Origin of the sequence: Deinococcus indicus, assembly GCF_002198095.1 — a bacterium.
GTDB classification, from domain to species: domain Bacteria; phylum Deinococcota; class Deinococci; order Deinococcales; family Deinococcaceae; genus Deinococcus; species Deinococcus caeni.
The window spans coordinates 34,029-58,852 of record NZ_NHMK01000025.1 but is presented as its reverse complement, the minus strand read 5'-3'; the positions used below and the strand labels follow the sequence as shown (position 1 = coordinate 58,852).

Genomic DNA, 24,824 nt, shown 5'->3' with positions numbered 1-24,824 from the left:
ACCGGTCCACTGTAACACCCGCACACGGGCGGACGTGGGCCGCGCCGTCCAGCCCTGCGGGATGCCGGGCCTGCCGCGCCCCGGCCTGGACCCGCGCGGGGGCGTACACTCGCGCGCAGTGAGCACCCCCTCCCCCACCAGCCCCCTGAACGCCCGCGCGCTGCTGCTGGCCCTGCTGATCACGGGCATCTGGGGCGTGAACTTCGTGGTCATCAAGTGGTCGGTCGCGGACGCCCCGCCGCTGCTGGTGGCCGCGCTGCGCTTCGCCCTGGCGGCGCTGCCCGCCGTGTTCTTCGTGCCGCGCCCCCGGATGCCCACCCGGCTGCTGTGGGGGTACGGGCTGGCGGTGGGCGTGGTGCAGTTCGGGCTGCTGTACCTCGCCATCGGGCTGGGCATGAGCGCCGGCCTGGGCTCGCTGCTCATGCAGATGCAGGCGTTCTTCACGGCGCTGCTGGCCGCGCGGTTCCTGGGCGAACGCGTGCAGCCGTGGCAGGTGGCGGGCATCACGCTGGCCTTCGCTGGCATGGCCCTGATCGGCGCGCTGTCCGGCGGGGACCTGCCCCTGATCAGCCTGGGTCTGACGCTGGCCGCCGCACTCGGCTGGGCCGTCAGTAACCTGATCGTGCGGGCGTCCGGCGGCGCGAACATGTTCAGTCTGGTCGTCTGGAGCGCCCTGATTCCGCCCGTTCCGCTGGCCCTGCTGTCCGGCGTCGTGGACGGCTGGGACGCCGTAACCCGCGCCCTCACGCAGTCCGGCGCGGGCTTCTGGGCCGCTGTCCTGTTCATGGGCCTGGGCAACACGGTTCTGGGCTTCGGCGTGTGGGCCGCGCTGATCCAGCGGCACGGCGCGGCCCGTGTCGCCCCGCTGTCGCTGCTGGTCCCGGTGTTCGGCCTGATCGCCAGCGCCCTGGTGTACCAGGAGGCATTCCCGCCCGGCAAGGCCGTCGGCGCGCTGCTGGTCTTCGCGGGCCTGACCCTGCACGTCTTCGGGGGCCGCTGGTGGCACCGGCCCGGACAGCGCACCCCGGCCTGACTGGGGACGGCGTAGGCCACCCGGCGCATGGCACGCCACGCCGGGCACCCGCTAGGCTGCGCGGCATGTTGAGGGCACGGGTGCTGGGCCGACCGGCAGAGGACAACGCGCTGTGGGTCGTGGCGGACAGCGGGCAGGGGCAGACGCGCCTGCTGCTGGACTGCGGCGCGCGCGTGCTGGACACGCTGCCGTTCGCGGAGGTGCAGGCCACCGATCACCTGCTGCTGTCGCACCTGCACATGGATCACGTGGGCGGCTTCGACGATTTCTTCCGCGCGACCTTCGACCGCGCGGCGCCCACGCACGCCTGGGGGCCGCCCGGCACGGCCCGCATCCTCGGGCACCGCTTCCAGGGGTACTGGTGGAACCACGCGCCGGACCTGCGCGGGCAGTGGTTCGTGCATGACGTTCACGACGCGCACGTGCAGTCCTTCCGCTTCGAGGCGCAGGAGGCCTTCGCCGTGGCCCACGACGCGGGCCGCCGCCCCCACGACGGCACGATCCTCACCACCCCGCACGTCAGCGTGCAGGCCGTCCCACTGGAACACCACGGCCGCAGCCTGGGCTTCATCCTGCGGGAGGAAAGCCGGGAGCGCGTGAACCCCGCCGCCCTGGCAGGGTTGGCCCTGCGCCCCGGCCCCTGGCTCGCCGCATTGAAAGGCGGGGCGACCGGGGACATTGACGTGAACGGTCAGGTCCACCATGCGGACACCCTCCGCGCCGCGCTGATGGAACGCGAGACCGGAGAGAGCCTCGCGTACCTCACGGACTTCCTGCTGGACGCCGCGCAGCAGGCCCGCCTCGCCCCCCTGCTGCGCGGCGTGCAGACGCTGTACGCCGAGGCGCAGTACGCCCCCGAAGACCACGCCCTCGCCACGCGGCACCAGCACACCACCGTCACGCAGGTCGCCGCCCTCGCCCACGCGGCGGGCCTGCCCGCGCTGACGCTGCTGCACCTGAGCCGCCGCTACCGGCCCGAACAGTGGCCCGCCATGCTGAGTGCCGCGCAGGCCATCCACCCCGCCACGCGCTTCCCGGACGGCTGGCTGGCCTGAAGGACGCGCGGGGCTGCCGTACCCTGTAGGGCATGACTGCTCTGCTGTTCGATTCGCACATGCACACGCCCCTGTGCGGGCACGCGACCGGGTCGCCCCGCGAGTACGCGCGCTCAGCCCTGGATGCCGGACTGGCGGGCATCTGCTTCACGGATCACATGCCGATGCCCGCGTGGTACGACGCGCCGTGGCGGATGCGCCGCGACCAGCTGGCCCAGTACGTGGCCGACGTGCAGGACGCCCAGGCGGAGTTCGCCGGGCGGCTGGAGGTCCGGCTGGGCCTGGAAGCGGACTTCCACCCCGGCACCGAGAAGTACGTGGAGGAGGTGCTGGGCGCGCACCCGTGGGACTACGTGATCGGCAGCGTCCATTACATCGGCGCGTGGGGCTTCGACAACCCGGAATTCATCGCGGAGTACGACAGCCGCGACCTCGCGGGTCTGTACCGCGACTACTACGCGCTGGCCGAGGGCGCCGCGAAATCCGGCCTGTTCGACTCCATCGGGCACCTGGACCTGCCCAAGAAGTTCGGGCACCGCGACCCCGAAGGGTACGCCGCGCTGCACGCCCTGGACGTCATCGCCGAACGCGGCCTCGCACTGGACTTCAACACCGCCGGGTGGCGCAAACCGGTCGCGGAAGCCTACCCCGCCCCGGACCTGACGCGCGCCGCCGCCGAGCGCGGCATTCCGTTCGTGCTGGGCAGCGACGCGCACAAACCAGAGGAGGTCGGGCACCGCTTCACCGACGCCATCAAGCAGATTCACGACGTCGGCGGACGGATCGTGACATACCAGGGACGCATCCGCCACGGATAAAGCGTTGTCTCTCTGGCTCCCCTTAAGGGGAGCTGGCCGCGCAGCGGACTGAGGGGTCGCCTACCGGCCCGACTGGTCAGGCGTTCGGCACGCCCGCCGACTCCCGCTTCCCCGTACTCTGGGTCCATGGAAGTCACGAAGAAGTCCCTGGTGGGCGCGCTGAAGACGACGGCGGATCTGCTGGATCTGCTGGGGGTGGGGGATGATCCTTTCCGGGCGCAGGCGTTCCGGAGTGCGGCGCGCAGCCTGGAGGGCGTGCAAGATGAGGTGGATGTGCTCGCCGCGCGGGCGTTCGCGGGTATCCCGAAGGTCGGGAAGGCCATTGCGGCGGACCTGCTGGAGTACGTGCGGACGGGGGTGTTCGGGCCGCTGGAGGACGCCGCGAGTCTGATTCCGGCGGGTGTGCTGAGTCTGTTCCGGGTGCGGGGGCTGGGGCCGAAGAAGATCCGGGCGCTGTGGGACGCGGGCATCGATTCGCTGGAGGGCCTGCGCGAGGCGTGCCGGGACGGGCGGGTGGCGGCGCTGAAGGGGTTCGGGGCGAAGAGTGCGGCGTCGTTCCTGGCGGCGGTGGAGTTCGCGCTGAGCGCGCAGGAGCGGCAGCACCTGAGCACGGCGCACGAGGTCGCGGAAGGGTTGTGCCGCGTGCTGGACGGGCTGGAGCCGCGTGTGGCGGGGGACGTGCGCCGGGGCCTGGACACGGTGCGGGTGGCGCGTGTGACCGTGACTGCCACGCCGGAGCAGGTGCAGGAGCGGCTGGCCGGGGTGGTGGAGGGGCTGGAACCGGTCGGGAAGAAACCCCTGTTCGCTGGCCGCGTGGACGGCGTGCCGGTCGAGGTGGCGTACGCACCGCGTGAGGGCGTGCGGGGGGCACTGGACCTGATGATGGGCGGCGGCACCGCCTACCGCGAGTCGCTGCGCGAGGAGGCCAAGGTGCGGGGCTTCGACCTGAGCGGCCACGGCCTGATCCGGGCGGGCGCGGTGCTGGACACGCCCACCGAGGCGGACGTGATGCAGGCGCTGGACCTGCCCCTGCGCCCCGCCGAGTACCGCGAGCCCGAGCATGACGGCGTGTGGGAGACCCTCCCCCACCCGGATGAACTGGTGACGGTCGCGGACCTGCGCGGGATGCTGCACACGCACTCGACGTGGTCGGACGGCGCGGCCAGCATTGCCGACATGGCCGCCGCGACGGTGCGGCTGGGCCACGAATTCCTGGGCACCGGGGATCACTCGCGCGCCGCGCACTACGCGAACGGTCTGAGCATCGAACGCCTGCGGGCGCAACTGAAGGAAATCCGCGAGTTGCAATCAGCGGGCGTGCCCCTGGTGGCGGGCGCCGAGGTGGACATCCTCGAGGACGGCAGCCTCGACTACCCGGACGACGTGCTCGCCGAACTGGATTACGTGGTCGCCAGCGTCCACAGCCTCTTCACGCTGAGCCCCGAGCGGCAGACCGAGCGGCTGGTGCAGGCCGCCCGGCACCCCCTCGTGACCATCCTGGGGCACCCCACGGGCCGCCTGCTGCTGCGCCGCCCCGGCTACGCGCTGGACCTGAACGCCGTGATGGCCGCCTGCGCCGAGCGGGGCACGGTCGTCGAGATCAACGCGAACGCCTACCGCCTGGATCTCGACTGGCGCGTGGCGCTGGCGTGGCGGGACCGCGTGCGGTTCGCCGTCAACACCGACGCGCACGTGCCGGGCGGCCTGAAAGACGCCCGCTACGGCGTGATGGTCGCCCGCAAGGCCGGCCTGACCCCACAGCACGTCATCAACACCCTGGACCGCGACGCGTTCCTGGCGTTCGTGCAGGCGCAGCGGGCCGCGCGGATCTGACCCTGGGTCGGGCGCCGTCCGTCAGACGGGTTTGGCCAGGACGCTGTCGCCGGCGCGCAGGGTGGTGCGCACCAGCAGGTCGGCGGGAATCATGATCTGGTTGGTCAGGTTGGCGGACATGCGGACGGGCAGGGTGTACACCTGTCCGTCGTCGGCTTTCAGGGCCACGAGTTGCGGGTGGCGCACGATGTCTTCCTTCCAGCGCCGGAAGATCAGTTCGTCGACCAGCGCCACACCCTGCACCTGCCGGGTGACGGTGACGGTCAGGCGGGCCACGCGGGTCTTGCGGGGCACGATCAGGCCGATGCGGAACAGTTTGAGCAGCATGCGTTTCGCTTCGGGGTCCTGCGCGAGTTCCGAGACGGGTTTCTGCGCGTCGATCTGCTTCAGGACGTCGAGCTCCTTGAGGCTCCAGCGCATGCGGTTCACCCGTTGCGGTGACGTGACGCGCGCCGGACCGTCGAACGGCAGGTCCTGGAAGGGCATGGCTTCCAGCGCTTCCAGGGTCACCTCGTCCAGGGTGCTGTCCAGGCGGGGGTTGCCGTGCGTGACGCCCTCGTCGAAGTGGAAGCGGCCCTTGGGGTCGTTCATCAGTCGCACAAGCGCCGGGACGCCGTCGTCCTGACCGAACTGCAGGTGCCGGACCCGCCCGGCTTCCAGCCACGCCTGGAACTGCCCGTCCGGCCGGAAGACGTACAGGACGCCCGTGCGGCCCTGTTCGGTCAGCAGGTACAGCAGTTCCAGGAAATCGAAGGTGTCGAGGCTGGAGGTGGATCTGGTCATGCGTGCGTGGCGTTCAGAGTGATCACGTCCTCCCGTCGCGGCGCCGCGCGCCCCTGCGCTCATGTTCGCTCATCTGCCCCGCCCGGACAAGTGGGGTTCCGTCCGCTGCGTGACTGGAGCGGACGCCGCGCCGTCCGTGCCCGGCAGCCACGGCTCCCCTCCTGGCTCCATCCGGGTGCATCGTGCGGCCCTGCCGGTCCCGGTCCGGATCAGCTGCGCAGCAGGTGCGAGAAGTTCGCGTTCTCCAGCGGCGGCAGCTCGTCCAGGCCGGTCAGGCCGAAGTCCAGCAGGAAGCGTTCCGTGGTGCCGTACAGCAGCGGGCTGCCCACCGCGTCCGAGCGGCCCACGACCTTCACGAGTTCCCGCTCCTGAAGGGTGACGACCGTCCCGGCGCTACCGCCGCGCATCGCCTCGATCTCCGCGCGCGTGACGGGCTGCCGGTAGGCGATCACCGCGAGCACCTCCAGCGCCGCGCTGCTCAGGGCCGGCAGGGGCGGCGGGGCCAGCAGCGGGGCCAGGTGTCCGGACAGCGTGGGCGGCACCACCAGCCGGTACCCGCCGGCGACCGCCTCGACCGTGAAGCCCAGGTCGGCGGCCTGCACGCGCGCCGTGAACGCCTGCACCTCGCGCAGCGCCGCGTCCTCCGGCACGCCGAGCACCGCCGCGAGTTCCCGCACCTGCACCGGCCGCCCCGCCGCCAGCAGCGAGGCGCCGATCAGGGCGCCCAGGGACGGCGCGCCGCTCACGCGGGGTCCGTCAGGGCCGCCCGGAGCTGCGTCTCACTGACCGCCCCGGCCCGCAGGATCAGCCCCTCGGGCAGCAGCAGCACGGTGCTCGGCACGCCCAGCGCCGGGAACCCGCCGTCCGGTAGCACCTGATCCCCCAGGTTCAGGTCACGCGCCTGCTCGAAGGTCAGGGCGGCCGGCTCGCCACTGCGGTTGCAGCTGGTCGTCGCCAGCAGGCCCCCCACCCGCTCCAGCAGCGCCAGCGCCACCGGGTGATCCGGCAGGCGCAGGCCGACCCGGCCGCCCGGCGCGAGATCGGGCGGACAGTCGGGCCGGGCCGGCGTGACGACCGTCAGCGGCCCCGGCCAGAACGGCGCCAGTCGTGCCAGCGCCGGTTGCGGCAGGATCAGGCGCTGCGCCGCCTCGCGGTTCAGGCAGGACACCTGCACGGGTTTCTGCGCGTCCCGGCCCTTCAGTTCGTACAGGCGGCGGATGGCGGCCGGGTGATCCGGGTGCGCCGCCAGTCCCCAGACCGTCTCGCTGGGGTACGCGACCACGCCGCCCGCCAGGAGTCGCGCGGCCGCCCGGTCCACCTGCGCCTGCCAGTCCGGCGCGGCGTGCGCGCGTGCGTTGTTCTCGTCGTTCATGATCGGTTCTCCCTGACGCCGCCCGCCCGTCCGGGGCACCCCCGGACCTGTAAGGTCAGCGCAAGACCATCAGACTATACTGATCCGGTATGCCCGTCTTCGAATACCGAGTGCGTGACCGCTCCGGCAAGGTGCTGAAATCCCAGATGGAAGCCGAGACGGCCAACCAGGTCCGGGACGCCCTGCGCGCCAAGAACCTGATGATCGTCGAGATCAAGGCTCCCAAGTCGGGCCTGAACGCCGACATCAAGATTCCCTTCCTGGACAACCAGCCACCCAATCTCAAACAGATTGCCATCTTCAGCAAGCAGCTGGCCACCCTGATCAACGCCGGGGTGCCGCTGGTGCAGTCCCTGGCGATCCTGCAGAAGCAGATCGACCACAAGGGCTTCCAGACGGTCGTGAAGAACATGCGGACCGATGTGGAGGCCGGCACGCCCCTGAGCGACACCATCGTCAAGTACCCGAAGATCTTCAACCGCCTGTACGTGAACCTGGTGCGGGCCGGCGAGACCAGCGGCACCCTCGATTCGGTCCTGGAACGCATCGCCGCCTTTCAGGAGAAGGACCTCGCGCTGCGCGGCAAGCTGAAGAGCGCCCTGACCTACCCGGTCGTGGTGCTGGTCTTCGCGATCCTGATCACGTACTTCCTGCTGACGACCATCGTGCCGCAGTTCGCGAATATCCTCTCCCAGCTGAACGCTCCCCTGCCGCTGATCACGCGGGTCCTGATGGCCGTGTCGGACTTCCTGAAGAATTCGACGCTGATCATCGTCGCGATCGTTGCAGTGATCACGTACGTCTACCGCTGGTACTACAAGACGCCCAAGGGCCGGATGATCATCGACGACATCAAGCTCAAGATCCCGGTCTTCGGCAATCTCGTGCAGAAGAGCGCCATCGCGTCGTTCGCGCGCACCTTCGGCCTGCTCATCAGCAGCGGCGTGAACATCATCGAGAGCCTGGAGATCACGAAAGGCACCGCGAACAACGCCATCGTCGAGGAGAGCATCGAGAACGCCAAGAACGTCGTGATGGTCGGTGAGCAGATGAGCAGCAGCCTCGCCACCAGCAAGGTCTTCCCGCCGATGGTCGTCAGCATGATCTCCATCGGTGAGGAAACAGGTTCGCTGGACAACATGCTCGGGAAGGTCGGGGACTTCTACGACCGCGAGGTGGACGAGGCCGTGGACAGCATGACGGCCGCCATCGAACCGCTGATGATCGTGTTCCTGGGCGGCATCGTCGGGGTGATTGTGGCCGGGATGTTCCTCCCGATGTTCGCCATCATCGGGCAGCTCAGCCAGTAACGACCTTCAGCGGGAAGGAGGCCGGTGCATTATGCTCACCGGCCCCCTTCCCGTTGGCTCTGTGTGGTTCAGCGGGTGGCGGCGCGCACGGCGGCGTTCGCGTCCAGCAGGGGCTGCCCGGCGGCCCGGTTCACGCTGCCCAGCAGGCGGGCCTTCGTCTCGGCGGCGCTCAGGTCGGGGTTCGCGGCGCGCATGAGGGCGGCCACGCCACTGACGAGGGGCGCGGCGAAACTGGTGCCGGCCCCCAGGGTGTACCCGCCGCCGGGCGCGAGGATCAGCATCTGCGCGGCGTTCGTGGCGCCAGCGCAGTTGCCGGCGCCGCCCGGCGCGACGATGTTCAGCGCACGCGGCCGGGCGGCGCTGGGGCGGGCGCTGTAGCAGGCGAGTTGCCCGTCGTTCTGCGCGACGGCGCCCACGGCGATCACGTCCGGGTGACTGGCCGGGTAGTACACGCCGTCCCCGGCGGTGTTCCCGGCGGCGGCGACCAGCACGGCGCTCCTCGCGGCGTCCGTGAGGGCCTGGGCCAGCACGGCGTCCCCAGGATCACCTGCCAGTCCCAGGCTCATGTTGATGACCTTCGCGCCCTGCCGGACCGATTCGTTCAGGCCACGTGCCAGATCGCTGGTACTGCCGCCCGACGCGCCCAGCACCTCCACGGCCAGCAGCGGGCCGCTCCAGGTGACGCCCGCCACGCCACGGCCGTTGTTCGTGGCGGCCCCGACCAGTCCGGCCGACGCGGTGCCGTGGCCGGTGCTCGTGTCGGACCCACCGGAATTCGGGCTGAGGAACGACGCGCTGCCGGCCACGCGGCCCGTCAGGTCCGGGTGGCCCGCCTCGACCTTCGAGTCCAGGATGGCGGTCTTCGCGGCGACCGGCGTCTTGCCGCAGCCCTGCAGGAACGTCCAGGCCTGCGGGGCACGCACGCGCGTCAGGTACGACTGCGTGAACGTCCCCGCACCGCTGATGGGCACGCCCGCGTTGCCCGGCACGCCCGGATCGTTCGGGTTCGCCAGCGGCGCGTACAGGAAGTCCGGCTGGGCGCGCAGTCCGGCCTGCTGCAGCCGCACGGCGAACGCCCGGTCATCCGTGCCAGCGGGCGTGAAGGCCAGCCGCACGCCGTCCGTGACCGTCTGCGTCACCACGCCTGCCAGGGTCGTCACGGACTGCGCCGCCAGGGTGTCCGATCCCAGCAGCAGCACCCGCCCCGGCACGCGCGGCGCACTCCAGTCCGGTGCGCCCAGCGCAGCCACCGGCGTGGACTGCACCTGAACCGGGGTGGGGGCCGCCGCCTGCGTGCAGATGGGACCAGCGTCAGGTGGCGCGGGAGCCGGGGTGGAACTCCCGCCCCCTCCGCAAGCCGACAGCAGCAGCGAGGCGGTCACGGCACACAGCACGGGCACAGGCAGACGCATACCCCAGCGTATAAACCCCCGGCCTGACGCGGGTCTGAACCGCCTCCATCAACCCTGAACGTCACCCCCGCCGCCGGTCAGTGAACGCGCACACCCCGCGAGAGCGGCTGCTTCTGCACCCACTTCACGAACTTCTGCACCTCCTCCCGCTCGCGGATCGCCTCGACGGTGTTCAACTCGTTCGCCAGCTGCGAGTTGCTGAACGTCTTGCTCAGGAACCCCTGGCAGGCCGCGCACATCTTCACGGTGGGAATCTCGCCCAGTTTCACGCCCTGCCGCCGCCCCTGCGATTTGGGAACAAGGTGATGATCCGTCATTTCCCCCTCGCGCCCGCACAGCACGCACACGTCCAGCGGTTCCGTGCGCGTGTCCTCGACCCAGCTCGCCTGCTCCCGATCCTTACGACCCATGACGGCACCATAGCGCGGGCAGAACACCTGACCCGTACACTGAACGCATGACCAGTTCGCCCCTGAAGAAACTCAGCGAGGCCGAATACCTGAGCAGCGAACCGCTCAGCCCCCACCGCCGGGAGTACGTGGACGGCTTCGTGTACACCCTGCCCGCCGACACCCCTACCGCGCAGGCCGGAGCGACCAGTCGACACGGTACGGTCGCCACGAACCTCGTCGCCGCGCTGCACGCCCCCGCCCGGCGCATCGGGTGCCGCGTGTTCGCCAGCGACATGCGCGTCCGCATCCCCACCCACGGCACCCGTTACTACTATCCGGACATTCTGGTCACCTGCGAGGACATGCCGGACGACGCCCGCTACACGAATGCCCCGTGCCTGATCGCAGAGATTCTCAGCGACAGCACGCAGGACACCGACCGCCGCGAGAAACTCTGGGCATACCAGCAACTCCCCAGCCTCCGGGGGTACCTGCTGGTGGACACCAGCGTCCGCGCCGCCCGCCTCTACACCCGCACCGGCAACAGCTGGAGGGAGGACTACGTGGAAGGAAAGGGAACGTTGACGCTGCCGTGCGTAAACATCAGCGTTGCACTGGACGAGATGTACGAGGGGACAGCGCTGTAACGCCGGGTCACCCCCTCCGCCATAGCGTGAGCCCCGCCCAGGAAACCGGGCGGGGCTCGTTCACTTCAGGTCAGGCTCAGGCTTTGACTTCGTTGCTCTTGGCGAGGATGCCGCGCAGCACGGTCTGGAGGATGCCGCCGTTCTTGTAGTAGTCGATTTCGACGGGGGTGTCGATGCGGCACTGGACGGTGATGGTGCGGCTCTGGCCGTCGGCGGCGGTGATCTTCACGTCGACGTCCTGGCGGGGTTTGAGGTCGCCGGGCAGGATGACGTCGAAGGTCTCGTCGCCGTTGATGCCCAGGCTCTCGGCGGTTTCGCCGTTCTTGTACTGGAGGGGCAGGACGCCCATGCCGACGAGGTTGCTGCGGTGGATGCGCTCGAAGCTCTCGGCGATGACGGCCTTCACGCCGAGCAGGAAGGTGCCCTTGGCGGCCCAGTCGCGGCTGCTGCCCATGCCGTAGTCCTTACCGGCGAAGATGACCAGGGGGATGTTGCTGGCCTTGTAGTTGACCGAGGCGTCGTAGATGGAGCTGACCTGTCCGGTGGTGTAGTCGGTGGTGAAGCCACCTTCGGTGCCGGGGGCGAGCTGGTTCTTGAGGCGGATGTTGGCGAACGTGCCGCGGGTCATGATGCGGTCGTTGCCGCGGCGGCTGCCGTAGGAGTTGAAGTCCTTCGGAGCAATGCCGCGTTCCGTGAGGAACTTCCCGGCGGGGGTGTCGCTCTTGAAGCTGCCGGCGGGGCTGATGTGGTCGGTGGTGACGGAGTCGCCGACCTTCACCAGGGCGCGCGCACCCTCGATGCTGACGATGTCGCTGGGGCCGCCGGCGAGGTTGTCGAAGAAGGGGGGGTTCTGGATGTAGGTGCTGTCTTCCTTCCAGTCGTAGAGGGCGCCCTCGGCGACGGGGATGGCGTTCCAGTCCTGGTTGCTCTTCTCGATGCCGTCGTAGACCTTCTTGAACATGTCGGCGTTGATGGCCTGGTCCATGACCTGCTGGATCTCGGCGGTGGTGGGCCACACGTCGCGCAGGTACACGGGCTGGCCGTCCTTGCCGGTGCCGATGGGGTCGTTCACGATGTCGTTCACGACGGTGCCTGCCAGGGCGTACGCGACGACCAGGGGCGGGCTGGCGAGGTAGTTGGCCTTGATGTGCGGGTTGACGCGGCCTTCGAAGTTGCGGTTGCCGCTCAGGACGCTGGCGACGACGAGGTCACCTTCGTTGATGGCGTCCACGGTGGGTTCGGGCAGCGGGCCGCTGTTGCCGATGCAGGTCATGCAGCCGTAACCGACGGTGTTGAAGCCGATCTGGTCGAGGTACGTCTGGAGGCCGGCGGCTTCGAGGTACTCGGTGACGACGCGGCTGCCGGGGGCGAGGCTGGTCTTGACCCAGGGTTTGCTGTCCAGGCCCAGTTCGACGGCCTTCTTGGCGACGAGGCCGGCGGCGATCAGCACGCTGGGGTTGCTGGTGTTCGTGCAGGAGGTGATGCTGGCGAGCGTCACGGCGCCGTGTCCGATCTTGATGTCGGTGCCGGTGATGGTGCCCTGGGCGTCCAGCTTGCCTTCGGGCAGTTCGAAGCCGCGCGCCTTGACGGGCGCGGTGAGCGCCTCGTTGAACACGGTGTGCATCCCGGTCAGGTCCACGCGGTCCTGGGGACGCTTGGGGCCGGCGAGGCTGGGGACGATGGTGCCCAGGTCGAGTTCGATGGTGTCGGTGAAGACGGGGTCGACGGTGTCGTCGGTGCGGTACATGCCCTGGGCCTTGTAGTACGCCTCGACGAGTTCGATCTCGGTTTCCAGGCGGCCGGTGCGGCGCAGGTAGCGCAGCGCCTCGTCATCCACGGGGAAGAAGCCCATGGTGGCGCCGTACTCGGGGGCCATGTTGGCGATGGTGGCGCGGTCGGGGAGGGTCATGTTGCTCAGGCCCGCGCCGTAGAACTCGACGAACTTGCCGACCACGCCTTTGGCGCGCAGCATCTCGGTGACGCGCAGCGCGAGGTCGGTGGCGGTGGCACCTTCGGGCATGGCGCCGGTGATCTTGAAGCCGATCACTTCGGGCATCAGCATGTAGATGGGCTGGCCGAGCATGACGGCTTCGGCCTCGATGCCGCCGACGCCCCAGCCGACGATGCCCAGGCCGTTGATCATGGTGGTGTGGGAATCGGTGCCGACGAGGCTGTCGGGGTACACGACGACGCCGTCGTCCTCGGGGCGGCTCTGGACGCCCTTGGCGAGGTACTCCAGGTTGACCTGGTGAACGATGCCCGAGGCGGGGGGCACGACGCCGAAGTTGTCGAAGGCCTGCTGGCCCCAGCGGAGGAACTCGTAGCGTTCGCGGTTGCGTTCGAATTCGAGGGCCATGTTGTTGGCGAGGGCGAAGTCGGTGCCGAACTCGTCGACCTGCACGGAGTGGTCGATGACGAGGTCCACGGGGATCAGCGGGTTGATCTTGCTGGGGTCGCCGCCGAGCTTGACCATGGCGCTGCGCATGGCGGCGAGGTCCACGACGGCGGGCACGCCGGTGAAGTCCTGGAGGATCACGCGGGCGGGCTTGAAGGGAATCTCGACTTCCTCGTTGACGGGTTTCCACCCGGCGACCGTGGCGACGTCCTCGCGGCGGACGTCGTAGTCGTTCGCTTCGCGCAGCACGCTTTCGAGCAGCACCTTGATGCTGACCGGCAGGCGGCTGATGTCGTGGCCCTGCTCCTGGAGTTTGTTGAGGTTGTAGTAGTAGAGTTTCTGGCCGCTTTGCGTGGTGAGCGTGTCGCGCGCGCCGAACAGGTTCATCGCCATGTGTGTTCCTCCTTGCCCGTTTCCGGGCGGTACTTCCATCATACGTGAAGGGTGTCTGAGTGGGCGTTACCGGGGCAGGCACGCAGCTTCCAGAGTCGTTACCCCTACAGGGACAACAGCTCCTGTGCGGAGGCGTCCGGCAGGGGACGGCTCTGGTATCGTTCACGGGCATTCTCCCCCCCTGCGAGGTTCCCCTGCATGAGCGACGCCACCCCCCCCACCCAGCTTCAACCGCACGAACGTGCCCGCCTCTCTTCGCTGGAACAGACCGTCCGCGACGGCCTGCGCGACTTCCGACGGACCGGACAGGCCCTGTCCGAGATCCGCGACAACGAATTCTTCCTCGCCACGCACGACTCCTTCGAGGCGTACCTGCAGGACCGCTGGGGCTTCACCGCCCCGCAGGCCGGACGCCTGATCGACGCGGCGGACGTGGCCAGGGTGCTGGAACCGCTGGGCATCCAGCCGAAGAACGAGGCGCAGGCCCGCTCGTACCGCGCCGCCGCGAAGGTCATCGAGGAACTGGAACCCGAACAGCAGCGCGTGATCGCCCGCCTCGTCGAGGCCGCCGCGCCCGACACCCAGCCCGAAGCGGAGGGCGAGGTGGACGGCGAGGCCGACCTGCCCTGGGACGTGCCCGCCGCCGAGGTCCGCATCATGGCCAGCGTCGTGAAGAAGATGCAGCCCGACGCACTCGTCCACCACCCCGACAGCGGTGACGAGGTGCCCTTCGACACCCTGAGCAACCCCGAACGCTTCGAGGTCATCCGCACGCACGTGGACCAGAAGACCCAGGCGTACCGCGAGAAGCAGGAGGCGAAAGCGAACGCCCCGCAGGCCGAGAAGATCAACTGGGCCGACTGGGTGCTGAACACCGCCGCGCAGAACCTGAGCCACGGGCAGCGGCTGGAAATCACCGTGGAACCCGACGGCAGCGGCGCCGCGCGTGCCGTCGCCCGCATCGTGGACGGGGGCACCGGCGAGGTCCTCTCTGCCGGGGCCGGGGCCGTCACCCTGAAGAAGGCCGTGCTGAACCTCGCCGCCGAACTGAAGTAACGCCGCGCGGAGGCGGCCCGTATGCTGCGGGCATGCCTTCCACCCTGCTGACCGACCAGTCCGGTTTCACGCCCATGATCGCCCGACTGGTCGGCATGATGACCTACGCGCGCGAGACGACACTGGAGGCCGTGCAGGGCTGGACGCCGGAGGAACTGGACCTGATCCCGGACGGGCACGCCAACAGCGCCGGAATGCTGCTGGCCCACATGGCGGCCGTGGAACGCATCTACCAGCTGATCAGTGACGGGCACCCGGACCCGGACGGCGCGCTGGAAGCCCACCACTGGCCGGGCCTGAACCTCGGCCAGCAGGGCCGCGCCGAGATCCGGGGGCGGCCCCTGCGGCACTACCTGGAGGCACTGGCACAGGTGCGCGCCGGGACGCTGGCCCTGCTCGCCGCGCGGGACGACGCGTGGCTGGACGAACCGCTGCCGCTGTGGGGGGATACAGGCAACCGGCACTTTATGTGGTTCCACGTCTTCGAGGACGAGATCAACCACCGTGGGCAGCTGCGCCTGCTGCGTCGGCACCAGCCGGGTCACCAGGGGCTGGGAACGACCGGCGCGTGGCTGGAGCCGCTGCGGGACGGGCTCGGCGTGCGCTGCCGCATGGTGCATGAGGGCAGCCCGGCCGAACAGGCAGGCCTGCGCGGCGGGGATGAGATCGTCGCCATCGACGGGGTGGACGTGCGCGACACACTGTTCCACGAACTGCGGCTGGGCGCCGCGCCGGGTATCAGCAGCACCTACCGCGTGCGCCGGGACTTCGGAGAGCTGGACCTGACCGTGACGCGGGTGGCCCGGCTGAGTTTCCCCATGTGCGGACGTCCACCGGGGCATTCCTGCCTACACTTCGGCCATGTGGCGCAATCTTCTGATCACTCTGGGCGTGTTGTTCACGCTGTTCTACAGTGGCGCGACGCTGGCGTTCATGTCGCTTTTTGGCGCTGTCATGGCGACCGATTACCCGTATCTGGCGATCCCGTTCTGGCTGCTGGCACTGACGTTGCTGATCGGCTGCGCGGTCTGTACGGGTGAGGCGGTGTTGCTCGGCTGGGGTGCGCGGCCTCTGAATTCTGGTCGTGTGACCGGGTGGTTCCTGCGACTGATGGCCGAGGCGGGCAGTGAGCGGCAGACCGTCGCTGGGCAGCTGGGCTTCGTACGGGCGATTGTGCAGCCGGTTGCGCTGCCCCTGGTCGCGCTGGTGATGCTGGAGATGCAGGCCGAGGCGCAGGAGCAGAAGCGGTCGTGAGGGCTGGTGGCGCGGCCCGGCTGAGGGGAGAGGACCAGTGGGGTTCAGGTCCACGCTGAGGCTGACAGCACACCCTGCGTCCCGGTCAGAGGTGCCAGCCCTCCGGGCGTTCCTTGATGGGTTTGGCCGGGGCACCCACGGCGGTGCAGTTGGCGGGGAGGGATTTCGTGACGACGGCCCCCGAGCCGACGATGGTCCAGGCCCCGATCTCGACGCCCTGGTTCACGGTGGCGTTCGTGCCCAGGTCGGTGCCCTCGCCGATGGTAACGTTCCCGCTGATCACGGCGCTGGGGGCGATGGTCACGAAGTCGTGCAGATCGTCGTCGTGAGCGACGGTGGCCATGATGTTGATCAGGACGTGCTGTCCGATGCGGTAGTCGGTGGTCGTCGTGACGTTTGCGCAGATGACGGTACCCTCACCGATCTCGACACGGCGTCCGATGACGGCAGTGGGGTGGATCAGGGTGGCGAACCGCGTGTGCCCCAGTCCTCGGAGGCGCTCTACCACACGCCGACGCGTGGGGGGAGCGCCGATACCTACGGTGACATACACGTCGGGGTTGGCCTGGAGCCAGTCAACGTCACCCAGGACGGGAAGGTCGTGGACCGTTGTGCCGTGCGTGGCGGCGTTGCCGTCCAGCCAGCCCGCGATCTCCCAGGTGGTGGTGGTGCCTGCGGCATTGATGTCCTCCACGAGTTCATGCAGTTCTCGGGCGAGTCCACCTGTTCCGATGATGGCGAGGCGGCGGGACTGGGTCGTGCTCTCTTGACTCATGGCGGGATTGTAGGACGGTGGATGGTCCCGGCCTGTCATTGGACTGGGTTCAGTCTTCAGCGCCTCCCCTGCCTAGCGCAGCAGGTCGAGGAGTTCGCCGACGGTGTGATGCGCTTCGAGGGGGTGGCGCAGGGGGGTGCTGGGCTGGATGCGGTAGGTGTTGCGGCGGCCCTGGCGTTCGCGGGTGAGGACGCCGGCGTCTTCGAGGTCGCGGACGATGCGTTGTACGGCGCGTTCGGTGATGCCGACGCGCAGGGCGACTTCGCGGAGGGTGTCGCCGGGGTGCTGCTGGAGGCACAGCAGGACGTGGGTGTGGTTGGTGAGGAAGGTCCACGGGGCGGGCGTGGTCATGGGTGGCTTGACCTTAGCACATGATATACGACATACTTTTCGCGTATTAGATTTCGCTCTTCTGGAGGAGTCATGACGCACCCCACCCTGCACCCTGCCCACACCACCCCCCTCACCACCGTCGCCGTCGCCCACGGGGACGGCATCGGCCCCGAAATCATGGACGCCACCCTGCGGATCCTGGCTGCCGCCGGGGCGCGCATCCAGCCCGTCCCGATCCGCATCGGCGAGGCCGTGTACCGCGAGGGCCACACCAGCGGCTTCACGCCGGACACCTGGGACACCCTGCGTGCGGCGGGCGTGCTGCTCAAGGCGCCCATCACCACCCCGCAGGGCGGCGGATACAAGAGCCTGAACGTCACGCTGCGCAAGACGCTCGGCCTGTACGCGAACGTCCACCCGTGCCGCGCCTACGCGCCGTTCGTGCCCAGCCACCACGCGGGGACGGACGTGGTGATCATCCGCGAGAACGAGGAGGACCTGTACGCCGGCATCGAGCACCGCCAGACGCGCGAGGTCGTGCAGTGCCTGAAGCTCGTCACGCGGGACGGCTGCGAGCGGATCGTGCGCTACGCCTTCGAGTACGCCCGCGCGCACGGGCGGCGCAAGGTGACGGCGCTGAGCAAGGACAACATCATGAAGCTCACGGACGGCCTGTTCCATCAGGTGTTCCGTGAGATCGGCGCCGAGTACCCGGACCTCGAACAGGAGCACCAGATCATCGACATCGGCACGGCGCGGCTGGCGACCCACCCAGAACGGTACGACGTCGTGGTGACCCTGAACCTGTACGGGGACATCATCAGTGACGTAGCGGCCGAGGTGACGGGCTCGGTGGGACTGGCGGGCAGTGCGAACATCGGCCCGAGCTTCGCGCTGTTCGAGGCGATTCACGGCAGCGCGCCGGACATCGCCGGGCAGAACGTCGCGAACCCCGGCGGGCTGCTGCAGGCGGCGGTCATGATGCTGGGGCACCTGGGGCAGCACGACGTGGCGATGCGGGTGCAGAACGCGTGGCTGCGCGCCCTGGAGGATGGCGTGCACACCGCCGACATCGCGGGGGAACACACCCGCGAGCGGGTCGGGACGCGCGGGTTCGCGGACGCCGTGATCGCCCGGCTGGGGCAGGAGCCGCAGGTGCTGCCCGCCGCGCGCCGGGGGCCGGGGCAGCTGCCGGCGCCCGCGCCGCAGCCGGACCGTCGGGACGTGGTGAAGGCCCTGGTGGGCACGGATGTGTTCTTCGAGTGGGCCGAGGCGGACCGTGATCCGGCGGTGCTGGCGGCGCGGCTGGAGGCGCTGGCGACCGGGCGGCTGCGGCTGAACATGATCACGAACCGGGGCGTGAAGGTCTGGCCGGGCGGGCAGCCGGAGACGTTCCGCGCGGACCACTGGCGCTGCCGTTTCCTGGCGGACGGGGACGGGTCGGTGCGGCACGCGGACGTGGTGGCGCTGCTGACGGGTCTGCTGGGCAGCGGGCTGGATTTCATCAAGACCGAGCACCTGTACACCTTCGACGGCGTGCCGGGCTTCTCGATGGGGCAGGGGCAGTAGCAGGCAGACACTCTGACGGGGGGCCGCCTTCTTCCCGCGTGGGAGGGGGCGGCCTTCCTCCGTTGGGCGGCTGGGATTACCGAGCATTCCGGTGGGTGTTCTGCGTTGAGTTCGGGGGGCGGGGGGAGTAGAATCCTCTTATTGAGAATCCTTCCTATTAAGGAGGGTCGCCCCTCTCCCCCACCCCGGAGGCCCCCCGTGACCACCCAGACCCTCACCACCCCGCGCGACCGCCGAGAGCCGCGCTTCACGATGTCGCCGGAGCTGCGCCGCGCCGTCATCCTCACTGCCCTGACCCTGGCTGGCCTGCTCGTGGGCCTGACCGGGCAGTACCTCCTGCACCTCCCGGCCCTGCAGTGGGCGGGGTACGTCACGGCGTTCCTGGCGGGCGGCATTCCCGCCGGGCGCGAGGCGCTGCACTCGCTGTTCGTGGAACGCAAGCTGGACGTGGACCTGCTGATGGTCCTCGCGGCCCTGGGCGCGGCGAGCATCGGGCAGGCGGCAGACGGCGCGATCCTCCTCTTTCTGTTCAGCCTGAGCAACACCCTGCAGGACTGGGCGATGGGCCGCACGTCCAGCGCCGTCCAGGCCCTGATGAACCTGAACCCGGAGGGCGCGACCGTGCTGCGCGGCGGGCAGGAGAAATGGTGCGAACTGGGCGACATCCGCATCGGGGACCTGCTGATCGTGCGGCCCGGCGAGCGGGTCGCCGCCGACGCGCGGATCGTACGGGGGCAGACGAGCGTGGACGAGAGCCCCATCACGGGCGAGAGCGCCCCGGTGGACAAGGCGCCGGGCGCGGAGCTGGCGTCCGGCACCGTGAACCTGAACGGCAGCGTGCAGGCCGAGGTGCTGCGCCCCGCCGGCGAGAGCACCCTGGCGCGGCTGGTCACGCTGATGGAGCAGGCGCAGACGCAGAAGAGCCGCACCGAGAGCCTGACCGAACGCTGGGAGAGCCCGTACGCCATGACGGTCCTGCTGGCCGTGCCTGCCGTGTACGCCCTGCTGCGCTTCGGCTTCGGCCTGAACGTGGACGACGCGTGGTACCGCGCCATGACGTTCATGGTGGTCGCCAGTCCCTGCGCGGTCGTGATCAGCACCCCGGCCGTGATGCTCTCGGCCATGGCGGCCGCCGCGCGCGCCGGGGTGCTGTTCAAGAGCAGCGCCGCCGTGGAAGCCCTGGCGGGCGTGGGGACCGTCGCGTTCGACAAGACCGGCACGCTGACCCAGGCGCGCATGACGCTGGGCGGCGTCGTCGCGGACGACGAGCAGGCCACGCTGGCCCTGGCCGCCGGACTGGAGGCGCACAGCGAGCACCCCATCGCGCAGGCCATCGTCACGGCCGCCCAGGAACGTGGCGTGACCCCGCAGGCCGTCACGGACGCGCAGGCGATTCCCGGTCACGGCATCGAGGCGCGCCTGCCGGACGGGCAGGTCGCGTGGGCGGGGAACGTCCGCCTCGCGGACCGGCAGGGTGCAAGACTGGACGCCGCGCAGCAAGCGGCCCTGAGTGAGCTGGGCGCGCGCGGCAGCAGCAGCGTGATCGTGGGCGTCGGCGGGCAGGTGCTGGGCGTGATGGGCGTCGCGGACGCCCTGCGGCCCGACATCCGCCCCGCGCTGGACGCCCTGAAGGCCAGCGGCGTCACGCACCGCGTCATGCTGACCGGGGACCGCGAGGAGGTGGCCCGCAGCGTCGCCGCCGAGGTGGGCCTGAGCGAGTACCGCGCGGGTCTGCTGCCCGAGGACAAGCTGCGCCTGATCGGCGAGCTGCCCGGCCCGGTCGCCATGGTCGGGGACGGCGTGAACGACGCGCCCGCCCTGGCCCGCGCGGACCTGGGCGTGGCGGTCGCCTCGGGCACGGACGTCGCCATCGAGAGCGCGGACGTGGTCCTGATGCGCAGCGACCTCGGGAAACTGGCGGGCGCCGTCCGGCTGGCCCGCGACGCGCGGCGCACCGTGATCACGAACCTGCTGTTCGCGTTCGGGGTGATCCTGATCGTCGCGCCGCTCGCCGTGGCGGGCAAGGTGCCGCTCCCGCTGGGCGTCATCGCGCACGAGGGCGGCACGGTGTTCGTGGTGTTCATGGGCCTGCGCCTGCTGGGCCGCCGGCTGTAGCGCGGCGGGCAGGTCCCAAGGGCGCGTGAAGTCTCCCCCACCCGGCCGCCCGCACACGCCGCTTACCCTGGAAGGCACCACACGCACGTCGCCCGGCAGCGGGCACCAGGAGGCACGACATGGGAGAAGGCAACCCGAACGGTCAGGCGAACGCCAACGTCTCGCAGGACACCATCAACGATCAGGGGCAGTGGAACACCGGCACGCCCAAGAACGCCGGCGACGCCGCCACCGAGGGCCAGTACACGGGCGTCAGCGACGCGAACGCGGACGCCGGTGACAGCACCTCGCCGGCCGGGCAGGTCAGCAGCACCACCGACCCCCGCGCCGCCGACAACACCGGCCAGGACGCCAACCCCAGCACCTACGGCGGCATGAAGGACGGCCTGCCCGCCAGCGGCGCCGCCACCCACCCCGACAGGACCGTGGACGGCAACGAGGGCAGCTGATACGGATTCCGTTTATTTCGCCGACAATCCGGAACTTCACCGCCCCTGCCAGCTCCACGTCCGGAACCCGTGTTGCTCCCACTCTGCGGAGCAGCTCTACGAGTCGCTTCGCTCGGATTGAACGGGCTTTACAGCCCATTCAATCGGAGTCCGTATGATCCTCCCGCCGACGCAGCCGCGGGGCCGTTCTCCGGTGGAGGTCGGCCCCCGCCTGCCGTCAGCCTGGGAAGCTCAGCAGGACGTGCTCGGCGCTGAAGCCCGGTCCCATGGCGCTCAGCAGGGCGCGGCCCCGCTGTCCGTCCTGCAGCGCCCCGGCCAGGACGAACAGCACGGTCACGCTGCTCATGTTGCCGTACTGCCGCAGCACCCGGCGACTGGAATCCAGCGCCCCGGCCGGCAGGGACAGCGCCTCCTCGTAGGCGGCCAGGACCTTCACGCCGCCCGGATGCACCACGAACGTCCCCACGTCCGCGCGTGACCAGCCGTGCGCGCGCAGGGCTTCTTCCACGTTGCCGCGCATCATGCCGCGCACCAGGGTGGGAATGTCTCGGCTGAACCGGACCTTCAGGCCGTCGTCCACGACGTCCCAGCCCATGATGTCCTCGCTGTTCTCGATCAGGGTGGAGTACGCGCCGTGCAGGTGCGCCAGCGCGGGCGGTCCCGGCACGTCCGGGGCGGTCAGCACGAGCGCCGCGCCCCCGTCGGCGAACAGGGCCGTGCCCACGAAGTTACTGCTGGACTCGTCGCCCCGCACCAGCGTCAGGCTGCACAGCTCCACCGCCACGAACAGTACCCGCCGGAACCCCGCGCGGACCAGGTCGGCCGCGCGGGCCAGTCCGGCCGCGCCGCCCGCGCAGCCCAGCCCCCAGACGGGCACGCGGGCCGCGTGACGGTTCAGGCCGAGCGCGCCGATCAGGTCCGCGTCCAGGCTGGGGGTGCTCAGGCCGCTGGTGTTCACGACGACCACGGCGTCCACGTCCTGCGGGGCCACCTGCGCCTCCGCGAGGGCCTGCGCCGCCAGCCGGCGGGTCAGGGCGCGGGCTTCCTCGATGAAGACGGCGTTCTTCTCCCCGAAGCCCCGAGGCGTCAGGTACCACTCCAGCGGGCGCGCCAGCGCCCGCGAGTCGATCTGCGCATTGACGAACACGTCCAGCAGGCCGGGGCGGGCCGCCATGCGGGGAAAGAGGGTGCGGGCCGCCGCCTGCACGTCGGACTGCGCGGTCAGGTGCGGCGGCGTACCCGTCACCAGGGAACGGAGGGCCGGAAGAGCAGGAACGGACATGCGGGCATTCTGCCGCGCCCGCGCGCCCCCAGACCGTGCCCCTTCCCCCTTCCGGCCGCCGTTGGGCTTGGCCGGACCTTCAGACAGGTCGCCAGGGGTGGCGTCCGCGGCCGGCCCGCCCCCTGTGCGACGGGAGCGGTTTCAGTCGGGTCTGGACTGGCTGGCCCACTCCTGCTTCCCGACCTCGTCGAGCGCGCGGAAGTCCTCGTCGGTCAGGGTCAGCTCGGCGGCCGCCACGTTCTCCTCGAGGTGACGGACCTTGCCGGTGCCGGGAATGGGCAGCATGACGGGGCTGCGGCGCAGCACCCACGCCAGCGCCACCTGCGACGGGCTGGCGTTCAGGCGGGCAGCCACGTCGGCCAGCACGCTGCCGTCGCGGGCCAGTCCACCGGCGGCCAGCGGGTACCAGGGCATGAACCCGATGTTCTCGCGTTCGCAATAGTCCAGCACGTCCTCGCTCTTGCGGTTCACGAGGTTGTACAGGTTCTGCACGGTCGCCACCGGGAACACCCGGCGGGCCGCCTCGATCTCCTCGACGGTGACCTCGGACAGCCCGGCGTGCCGGATGACGCCCTCGTCCATCAGTTCCTTGATGGCGGCGAACTGCTCGTCGCGCGGCACTTTCGGGTCGATGCGGTGCAGCTGCCACAGGTCGATGCGGTCCACGCCCAGGCGGCGGCGCGACAGGTGCGCCTGCTGCTTGAGGTACTCGGGGCGGCCCACGGGCGGCCACACGTTCGGGCCGGTGCGGGTCAGGCCGCCCTTGGTGGCGATCACGACCGTATCGTAGGGGTGCAGCGCCTCGCGGATCAGTTCCTCGCTGACGGCCGGGCCGTAACTGTCGGCGGTGTCGATCAGGTTCACGCCGAGTTCCGGCAGGCGGCGCAGCGTGGCCAGCGCGCCCTCACGGTCGGCCGGGTCGCCCCAGACTCCGTCGCCCGTGACGCGCATCGCGCCGAAGCCCAGGCGGTTGACGCTGATGTCCCCGCCGATCCTGAACGTGCCGCTCTGCGCGGCGTTGGGTGTGGATTCAGTCATGGTGATGCCCTCCAGGGAGGCATTCTGCGCCGCCCGTCGGGACGCCGTGTGGCAGTCACGCTAAGAGATCATGAAGGATTCCGGTGGTCCGGTCGGGGGCGCGGCCGGGCGGGGTCAGTGGCCCGCGTCGTCCGGTTCCGGCACGTCGCAGGTGTCGCGGGACACGAACTGCGACAGGCGTTTGCGGTGACGGCTGCTCCAGTCGATGCTGGGCCGCGCCTGCTCGGGCGGCAGGTACCCCAGGCGGTACACGGCCATCAGTTCCAGCTGCGGCGGCACGCGCAGCAGCTCCTCGATCGCCCGCCACTGCCGGGGGATCTCCATGGGCGTACTGACGAACTGAATGCCCATGCCGAGCGCCCCCACGGCGTTCCAGATGTTCTCGACGGCGGCGCCCAGACCGAACACGCTGTAAAACCCGCTCAGTTCGCCGGGGCGGTACTCCTCGCGGTCCAGCAGCGCCGCCAGCAGCAGCGGACTGCCGGCCACGAGGCGGCGGTTGTCCTCGCCGAGTTTTTTCGGCACGCCGAGTTGCCGCATGACCTTCAGGCCCGTGTCACTGAAGATCTGGCGCGTGAAGGGCCGCAGCGGGCCGGGCAGGTGGTCGATGTGGATGCCGTCGCGCCGCTCGTCCATCTCGGTTTCGCTGAAGCGGAAGTAGCGGCGGTAGCGTTCGAAGAACACGCCCGCCTCGATCAGTTCGGTCATGCTCTCGCCGCTGATCTGCGCGACGCGGGCGATGGTGTCGGGGTTCTCGATCAGCACGAAGCGCCACGGCTGAGAGTTGAAGTGACTGGGCGCGGCCTGCGCGGCGCGCATCAGGACGTGCTGGTGCTCGCGGCTGACCGGATCCGGACGGAACGGCCCGTTCGTGGTGCGGCGGTTCAGCATGCCGCGAATCAGGGCGGCGTCCGGCGCGGGCAGGCGTTGCAGGGCACCCTGAACGGCCGCTTCTGGGGTCAGGTCGGAGGAGCTCATGCGGGTCAGCTTATACGGACTCCGATTGAATGGGCTTGGCGGCCCATTCAATCCGAGCGGATGCGACTCGTAGAGCTGCTCCGCAGAGCAGGAGAGAAACGCCCCTCCGGACGTGGAGCCGACAATCCGGTGAAGTTCCGGATTGTCGGCGAAACAAACGGCAGTCCGTATCAGAGCACCCGGCCTCAGCGGCCCGGCACGCCCCACGCGACCAGCGCGCCGCACAGGAACGCGGCGGCCCCCAGCAGCGCCCGCTGCCAGTGGTCGGCCCGGCCGGGCCGGGTGCGGGGCATGCTCAGCAGCAGGGCCAGGGCGGGCAGCAGCGCCCAGGCGCGCGCCCCGTCCCGCCACGCCAGCGCGGCGGCCAGCAGCGTGCCGGCGCTCACCAGAAAGAACAGCAGGTGGTGAACGCGGCGCCTCACGCCCCGCCAGCCCAGTTGCAGGCTCAGGCCCAGGCCCAGCAGGACCGTCAGGAGGGCGCCCGTGACCAGGAGCGTCAGCTGGTGCGGCGTCATACCCGGTCACCATAGCG

24 protein-coding genes are annotated in these 24,824 nt (G+C 70.1%); 12 read left to right on the top strand and 12 right to left on the bottom strand.

Features of this window, described 5'->3' with window-relative positions:
- Positions 1 to 145: 145 nt before the first annotated feature.
- The 4 genes from CBQ26_RS15995 to CBQ26_RS15980 all read left to right on the top strand — a co-directional run bounded on the left by CBQ26_RS15995 (position 146) and on the right by CBQ26_RS15980 (position 4,739).
- Complete coding sequence (locus CBQ26_RS15995; protein ID WP_425319430.1) at positions 146 to 1,033, top strand: EamA family transporter; 888 nt, start codon at positions 146 to 148, stop codon at positions 1,031 to 1,033.
- A 65-nt stretch (positions 1,034 to 1,098) separates the two neighbouring features.
- Positions 1,099 to 2,088, top strand: coding sequence for an MBL fold metallo-hydrolase (locus CBQ26_RS15990; protein WP_088249641.1), 990 nt, complete (start codon positions 1,099 to 1,101; stop codon positions 2,086 to 2,088).
- Between the two features lie 32 nt (positions 2,089 to 2,120).
- Positions 2,121 to 2,906: a histidinol-phosphatase gene (locus CBQ26_RS15985; protein WP_088249640.1), complete on the top strand. Its 786-nt coding sequence runs from the start codon at positions 2,121 to 2,123 to the stop codon at positions 2,904 to 2,906.
- 126 nt (positions 2,907 to 3,032) lie between these two features.
- A complete protein-coding gene (locus CBQ26_RS15980; RefSeq protein ID WP_088249639.1) occupies positions 3,033 to 4,739 on the top strand; it encodes a helix-hairpin-helix domain-containing protein in 1,707 nt (568 codons plus the stop codon).
- A 21-nt stretch (positions 4,740 to 4,760) separates the two neighbouring features.
- Here the strand turns inward: CBQ26_RS15980 and CBQ26_RS15975 are convergent, their stop codons facing one another.
- From CBQ26_RS15975 to CBQ26_RS15965, 3 genes are all read right to left on the bottom strand, one after another.
- The gene (locus tag CBQ26_RS15975) at positions 4,761 to 5,522 is read right to left on the bottom strand and encodes a DUF4388 domain-containing protein (protein ID WP_088249638.1); all 762 of its coding nucleotides are present in this window, start codon (positions 5,520 to 5,522) and stop codon (positions 4,761 to 4,763) included.
- A 209-nt stretch (positions 5,523 to 5,731) separates the two neighbouring features.
- The gene (scpB, locus tag CBQ26_RS15970; RefSeq protein WP_088249636.1) at positions 5,732 to 6,268 is read right to left on the bottom strand and encodes an SMC-Scp complex subunit ScpB; all 537 of its coding nucleotides are present in this window, start codon (positions 6,266 to 6,268) and stop codon (positions 5,732 to 5,734) included.
- Positions 6,265 to 6,894: an L-threonylcarbamoyladenylate synthase gene (locus CBQ26_RS15965; protein ID WP_088249730.1), complete on the bottom strand. Its 630-nt coding sequence runs from the start codon at positions 6,892 to 6,894 to the stop codon at positions 6,265 to 6,267. The genes scpB and CBQ26_RS15965 overlap by 4 nt, the downstream gene beginning before the upstream one ends.
- Before the next feature lie 89 nt (positions 6,895 to 6,983).
- Between CBQ26_RS15965 and pilC the strand changes: the two genes are divergently transcribed.
- Positions 6,984 to 8,204, top strand: coding sequence for a type IV pilus assembly protein PilC (pilC, locus tag CBQ26_RS15960; protein ID WP_088249635.1), 1,221 nt, complete (start codon positions 6,984 to 6,986; stop codon positions 8,202 to 8,204).
- 68 nt (positions 8,205 to 8,272) lie between these two features.
- On the opposite strand, the gene CBQ26_RS15955 is transcribed toward pilC, so the two are convergent.
- Together CBQ26_RS15955 and CBQ26_RS15950 are read right to left on the bottom strand one after the other, a co-directional pair.
- Positions 8,273 to 9,616: a S8 family serine peptidase gene (locus tag CBQ26_RS15955; protein ID WP_088249633.1), complete on the bottom strand. Its 1,344-nt coding sequence runs from the start codon at positions 9,614 to 9,616 to the stop codon at positions 8,273 to 8,275.
- 77 nt (positions 9,617 to 9,693) lie between these two features.
- The gene (locus CBQ26_RS15950; RefSeq protein ID WP_088249632.1) at positions 9,694 to 10,026 is read right to left on the bottom strand and encodes an HNH endonuclease; all 333 of its coding nucleotides are present in this window, start codon (positions 10,024 to 10,026) and stop codon (positions 9,694 to 9,696) included.
- Between the two features lie 47 nt (positions 10,027 to 10,073).
- On the opposite strand from CBQ26_RS15950, the gene CBQ26_RS15945 reads away from it, so the two are divergent.
- Positions 10,074 to 10,655, top strand: a complete 582-nt coding sequence (locus CBQ26_RS15945) for a Uma2 family endonuclease (RefSeq protein ID WP_088249630.1) — start codon at positions 10,074 to 10,076, stop codon at positions 10,653 to 10,655.
- Between the two features lie 76 nt (positions 10,656 to 10,731).
- Here CBQ26_RS15945 and acnA read toward each other — a convergent pair whose 3' ends face one another.
- Positions 10,732 to 13,443, bottom strand: a complete 2,712-nt coding sequence (gene acnA, locus CBQ26_RS15940) for an aconitate hydratase AcnA (RefSeq protein WP_088249628.1) — start codon at positions 13,441 to 13,443, stop codon at positions 10,732 to 10,734.
- Between the two features lie 198 nt (positions 13,444 to 13,641).
- On the opposite strand from acnA, the gene CBQ26_RS15935 reads away from it, so the two are divergent.
- From CBQ26_RS15935 to CBQ26_RS22015, 3 genes are read left to right on the top strand one after another with little or no spacing between them, the layout of a single operon-like run.
- The gene (locus tag CBQ26_RS15935; RefSeq protein ID WP_088249627.1) at positions 13,642 to 14,499 is read left to right on the top strand and encodes a hypothetical protein; all 858 of its coding nucleotides are present in this window, start codon (positions 13,642 to 13,644) and stop codon (positions 14,497 to 14,499) included.
- A 32-nt stretch (positions 14,500 to 14,531) separates the two neighbouring features.
- The gene (locus CBQ26_RS15930) at positions 14,532 to 15,539 is read left to right on the top strand and encodes a DinB family protein (protein ID WP_088249626.1); all 1,008 of its coding nucleotides are present in this window, start codon (positions 14,532 to 14,534) and stop codon (positions 15,537 to 15,539) included.
- A gap of 46 nt (positions 15,540 to 15,585) precedes the next feature.
- Complete coding sequence (locus CBQ26_RS22015) at positions 15,586 to 15,753, top strand: hypothetical protein (RefSeq protein ID WP_172418129.1); 168 nt, start codon at positions 15,586 to 15,588, stop codon at positions 15,751 to 15,753.
- A gap of 85 nt (positions 15,754 to 15,838) precedes the next feature.
- On the opposite strand, the gene CBQ26_RS15925 is transcribed toward CBQ26_RS22015, so the two are convergent.
- Both CBQ26_RS15925 and CBQ26_RS15920 read right to left on the bottom strand, forming a co-directional pair.
- Positions 15,839 to 16,528: an acetyltransferase gene (locus CBQ26_RS15925; RefSeq protein WP_172418128.1), complete on the bottom strand. Its 690-nt coding sequence runs from the start codon at positions 16,526 to 16,528 to the stop codon at positions 15,839 to 15,841.
- Between the two features lie 72 nt (positions 16,529 to 16,600).
- Positions 16,601 to 16,879 carry a helix-turn-helix transcriptional regulator gene (locus CBQ26_RS15920; RefSeq protein ID WP_088249624.1) on the bottom strand — a complete coding sequence of 93 codons (279 nt, stop codon included), beginning with the start codon at positions 16,877 to 16,879 and terminating at the stop codon, positions 16,601 to 16,603.
- Between the two features lie 72 nt (positions 16,880 to 16,951).
- Here CBQ26_RS15920 and CBQ26_RS15915 point away from each other — a divergent pair, with 72 nt between their 5' ends.
- The 3 genes from CBQ26_RS15915 (at position 16,952) to CBQ26_RS15905 (ending at position 20,994) form a co-directional block, all read left to right on the top strand.
- Positions 16,952 to 18,430: an NADP-dependent isocitrate dehydrogenase gene (locus CBQ26_RS15915; RefSeq protein ID WP_088249622.1), complete on the top strand. Its 1,479-nt coding sequence runs from the start codon at positions 16,952 to 16,954 to the stop codon at positions 18,428 to 18,430.
- 198 nt (positions 18,431 to 18,628) lie between these two features.
- The gene (locus tag CBQ26_RS15910) at positions 18,629 to 20,545 is read left to right on the top strand and encodes a heavy metal translocating P-type ATPase (RefSeq protein WP_229843932.1); all 1,917 of its coding nucleotides are present in this window, start codon (positions 18,629 to 18,631) and stop codon (positions 20,543 to 20,545) included.
- A gap of 119 nt (positions 20,546 to 20,664) precedes the next feature.
- Positions 20,665 to 20,994, top strand: coding sequence for a hypothetical protein (locus CBQ26_RS15905; RefSeq protein WP_088249620.1), 330 nt, complete (start codon positions 20,665 to 20,667; stop codon positions 20,992 to 20,994).
- 217 nt (positions 20,995 to 21,211) lie between these two features.
- On the opposite strand, the gene CBQ26_RS15900 is transcribed toward CBQ26_RS15905, so the two are convergent.
- From CBQ26_RS15900 to CBQ26_RS15885, 4 genes are all read right to left on the bottom strand, one after another.
- The gene (locus CBQ26_RS15900) at positions 21,212 to 22,276 is read right to left on the bottom strand and encodes a type III polyketide synthase (protein ID WP_088249619.1); all 1,065 of its coding nucleotides are present in this window, start codon (positions 22,274 to 22,276) and stop codon (positions 21,212 to 21,214) included.
- 141 nt (positions 22,277 to 22,417) lie between these two features.
- A complete protein-coding gene (locus CBQ26_RS15895) occupies positions 22,418 to 23,314 on the bottom strand; it encodes an aldo/keto reductase (RefSeq protein WP_088249617.1) in 897 nt (298 codons plus the stop codon).
- A gap of 114 nt (positions 23,315 to 23,428) precedes the next feature.
- Positions 23,429 to 24,205, bottom strand: a complete 777-nt coding sequence (locus tag CBQ26_RS15890) for a nitroreductase family protein (RefSeq protein ID WP_229843975.1) — start codon at positions 24,203 to 24,205, stop codon at positions 23,429 to 23,431.
- 272 nt (positions 24,206 to 24,477) lie between these two features.
- Complete coding sequence (locus CBQ26_RS15885; RefSeq protein ID WP_088249615.1) at positions 24,478 to 24,807, bottom strand: hypothetical protein; 330 nt, start codon at positions 24,805 to 24,807, stop codon at positions 24,478 to 24,480.
- Positions 24,808 to 24,824 lie beyond the last annotated feature (17 nt).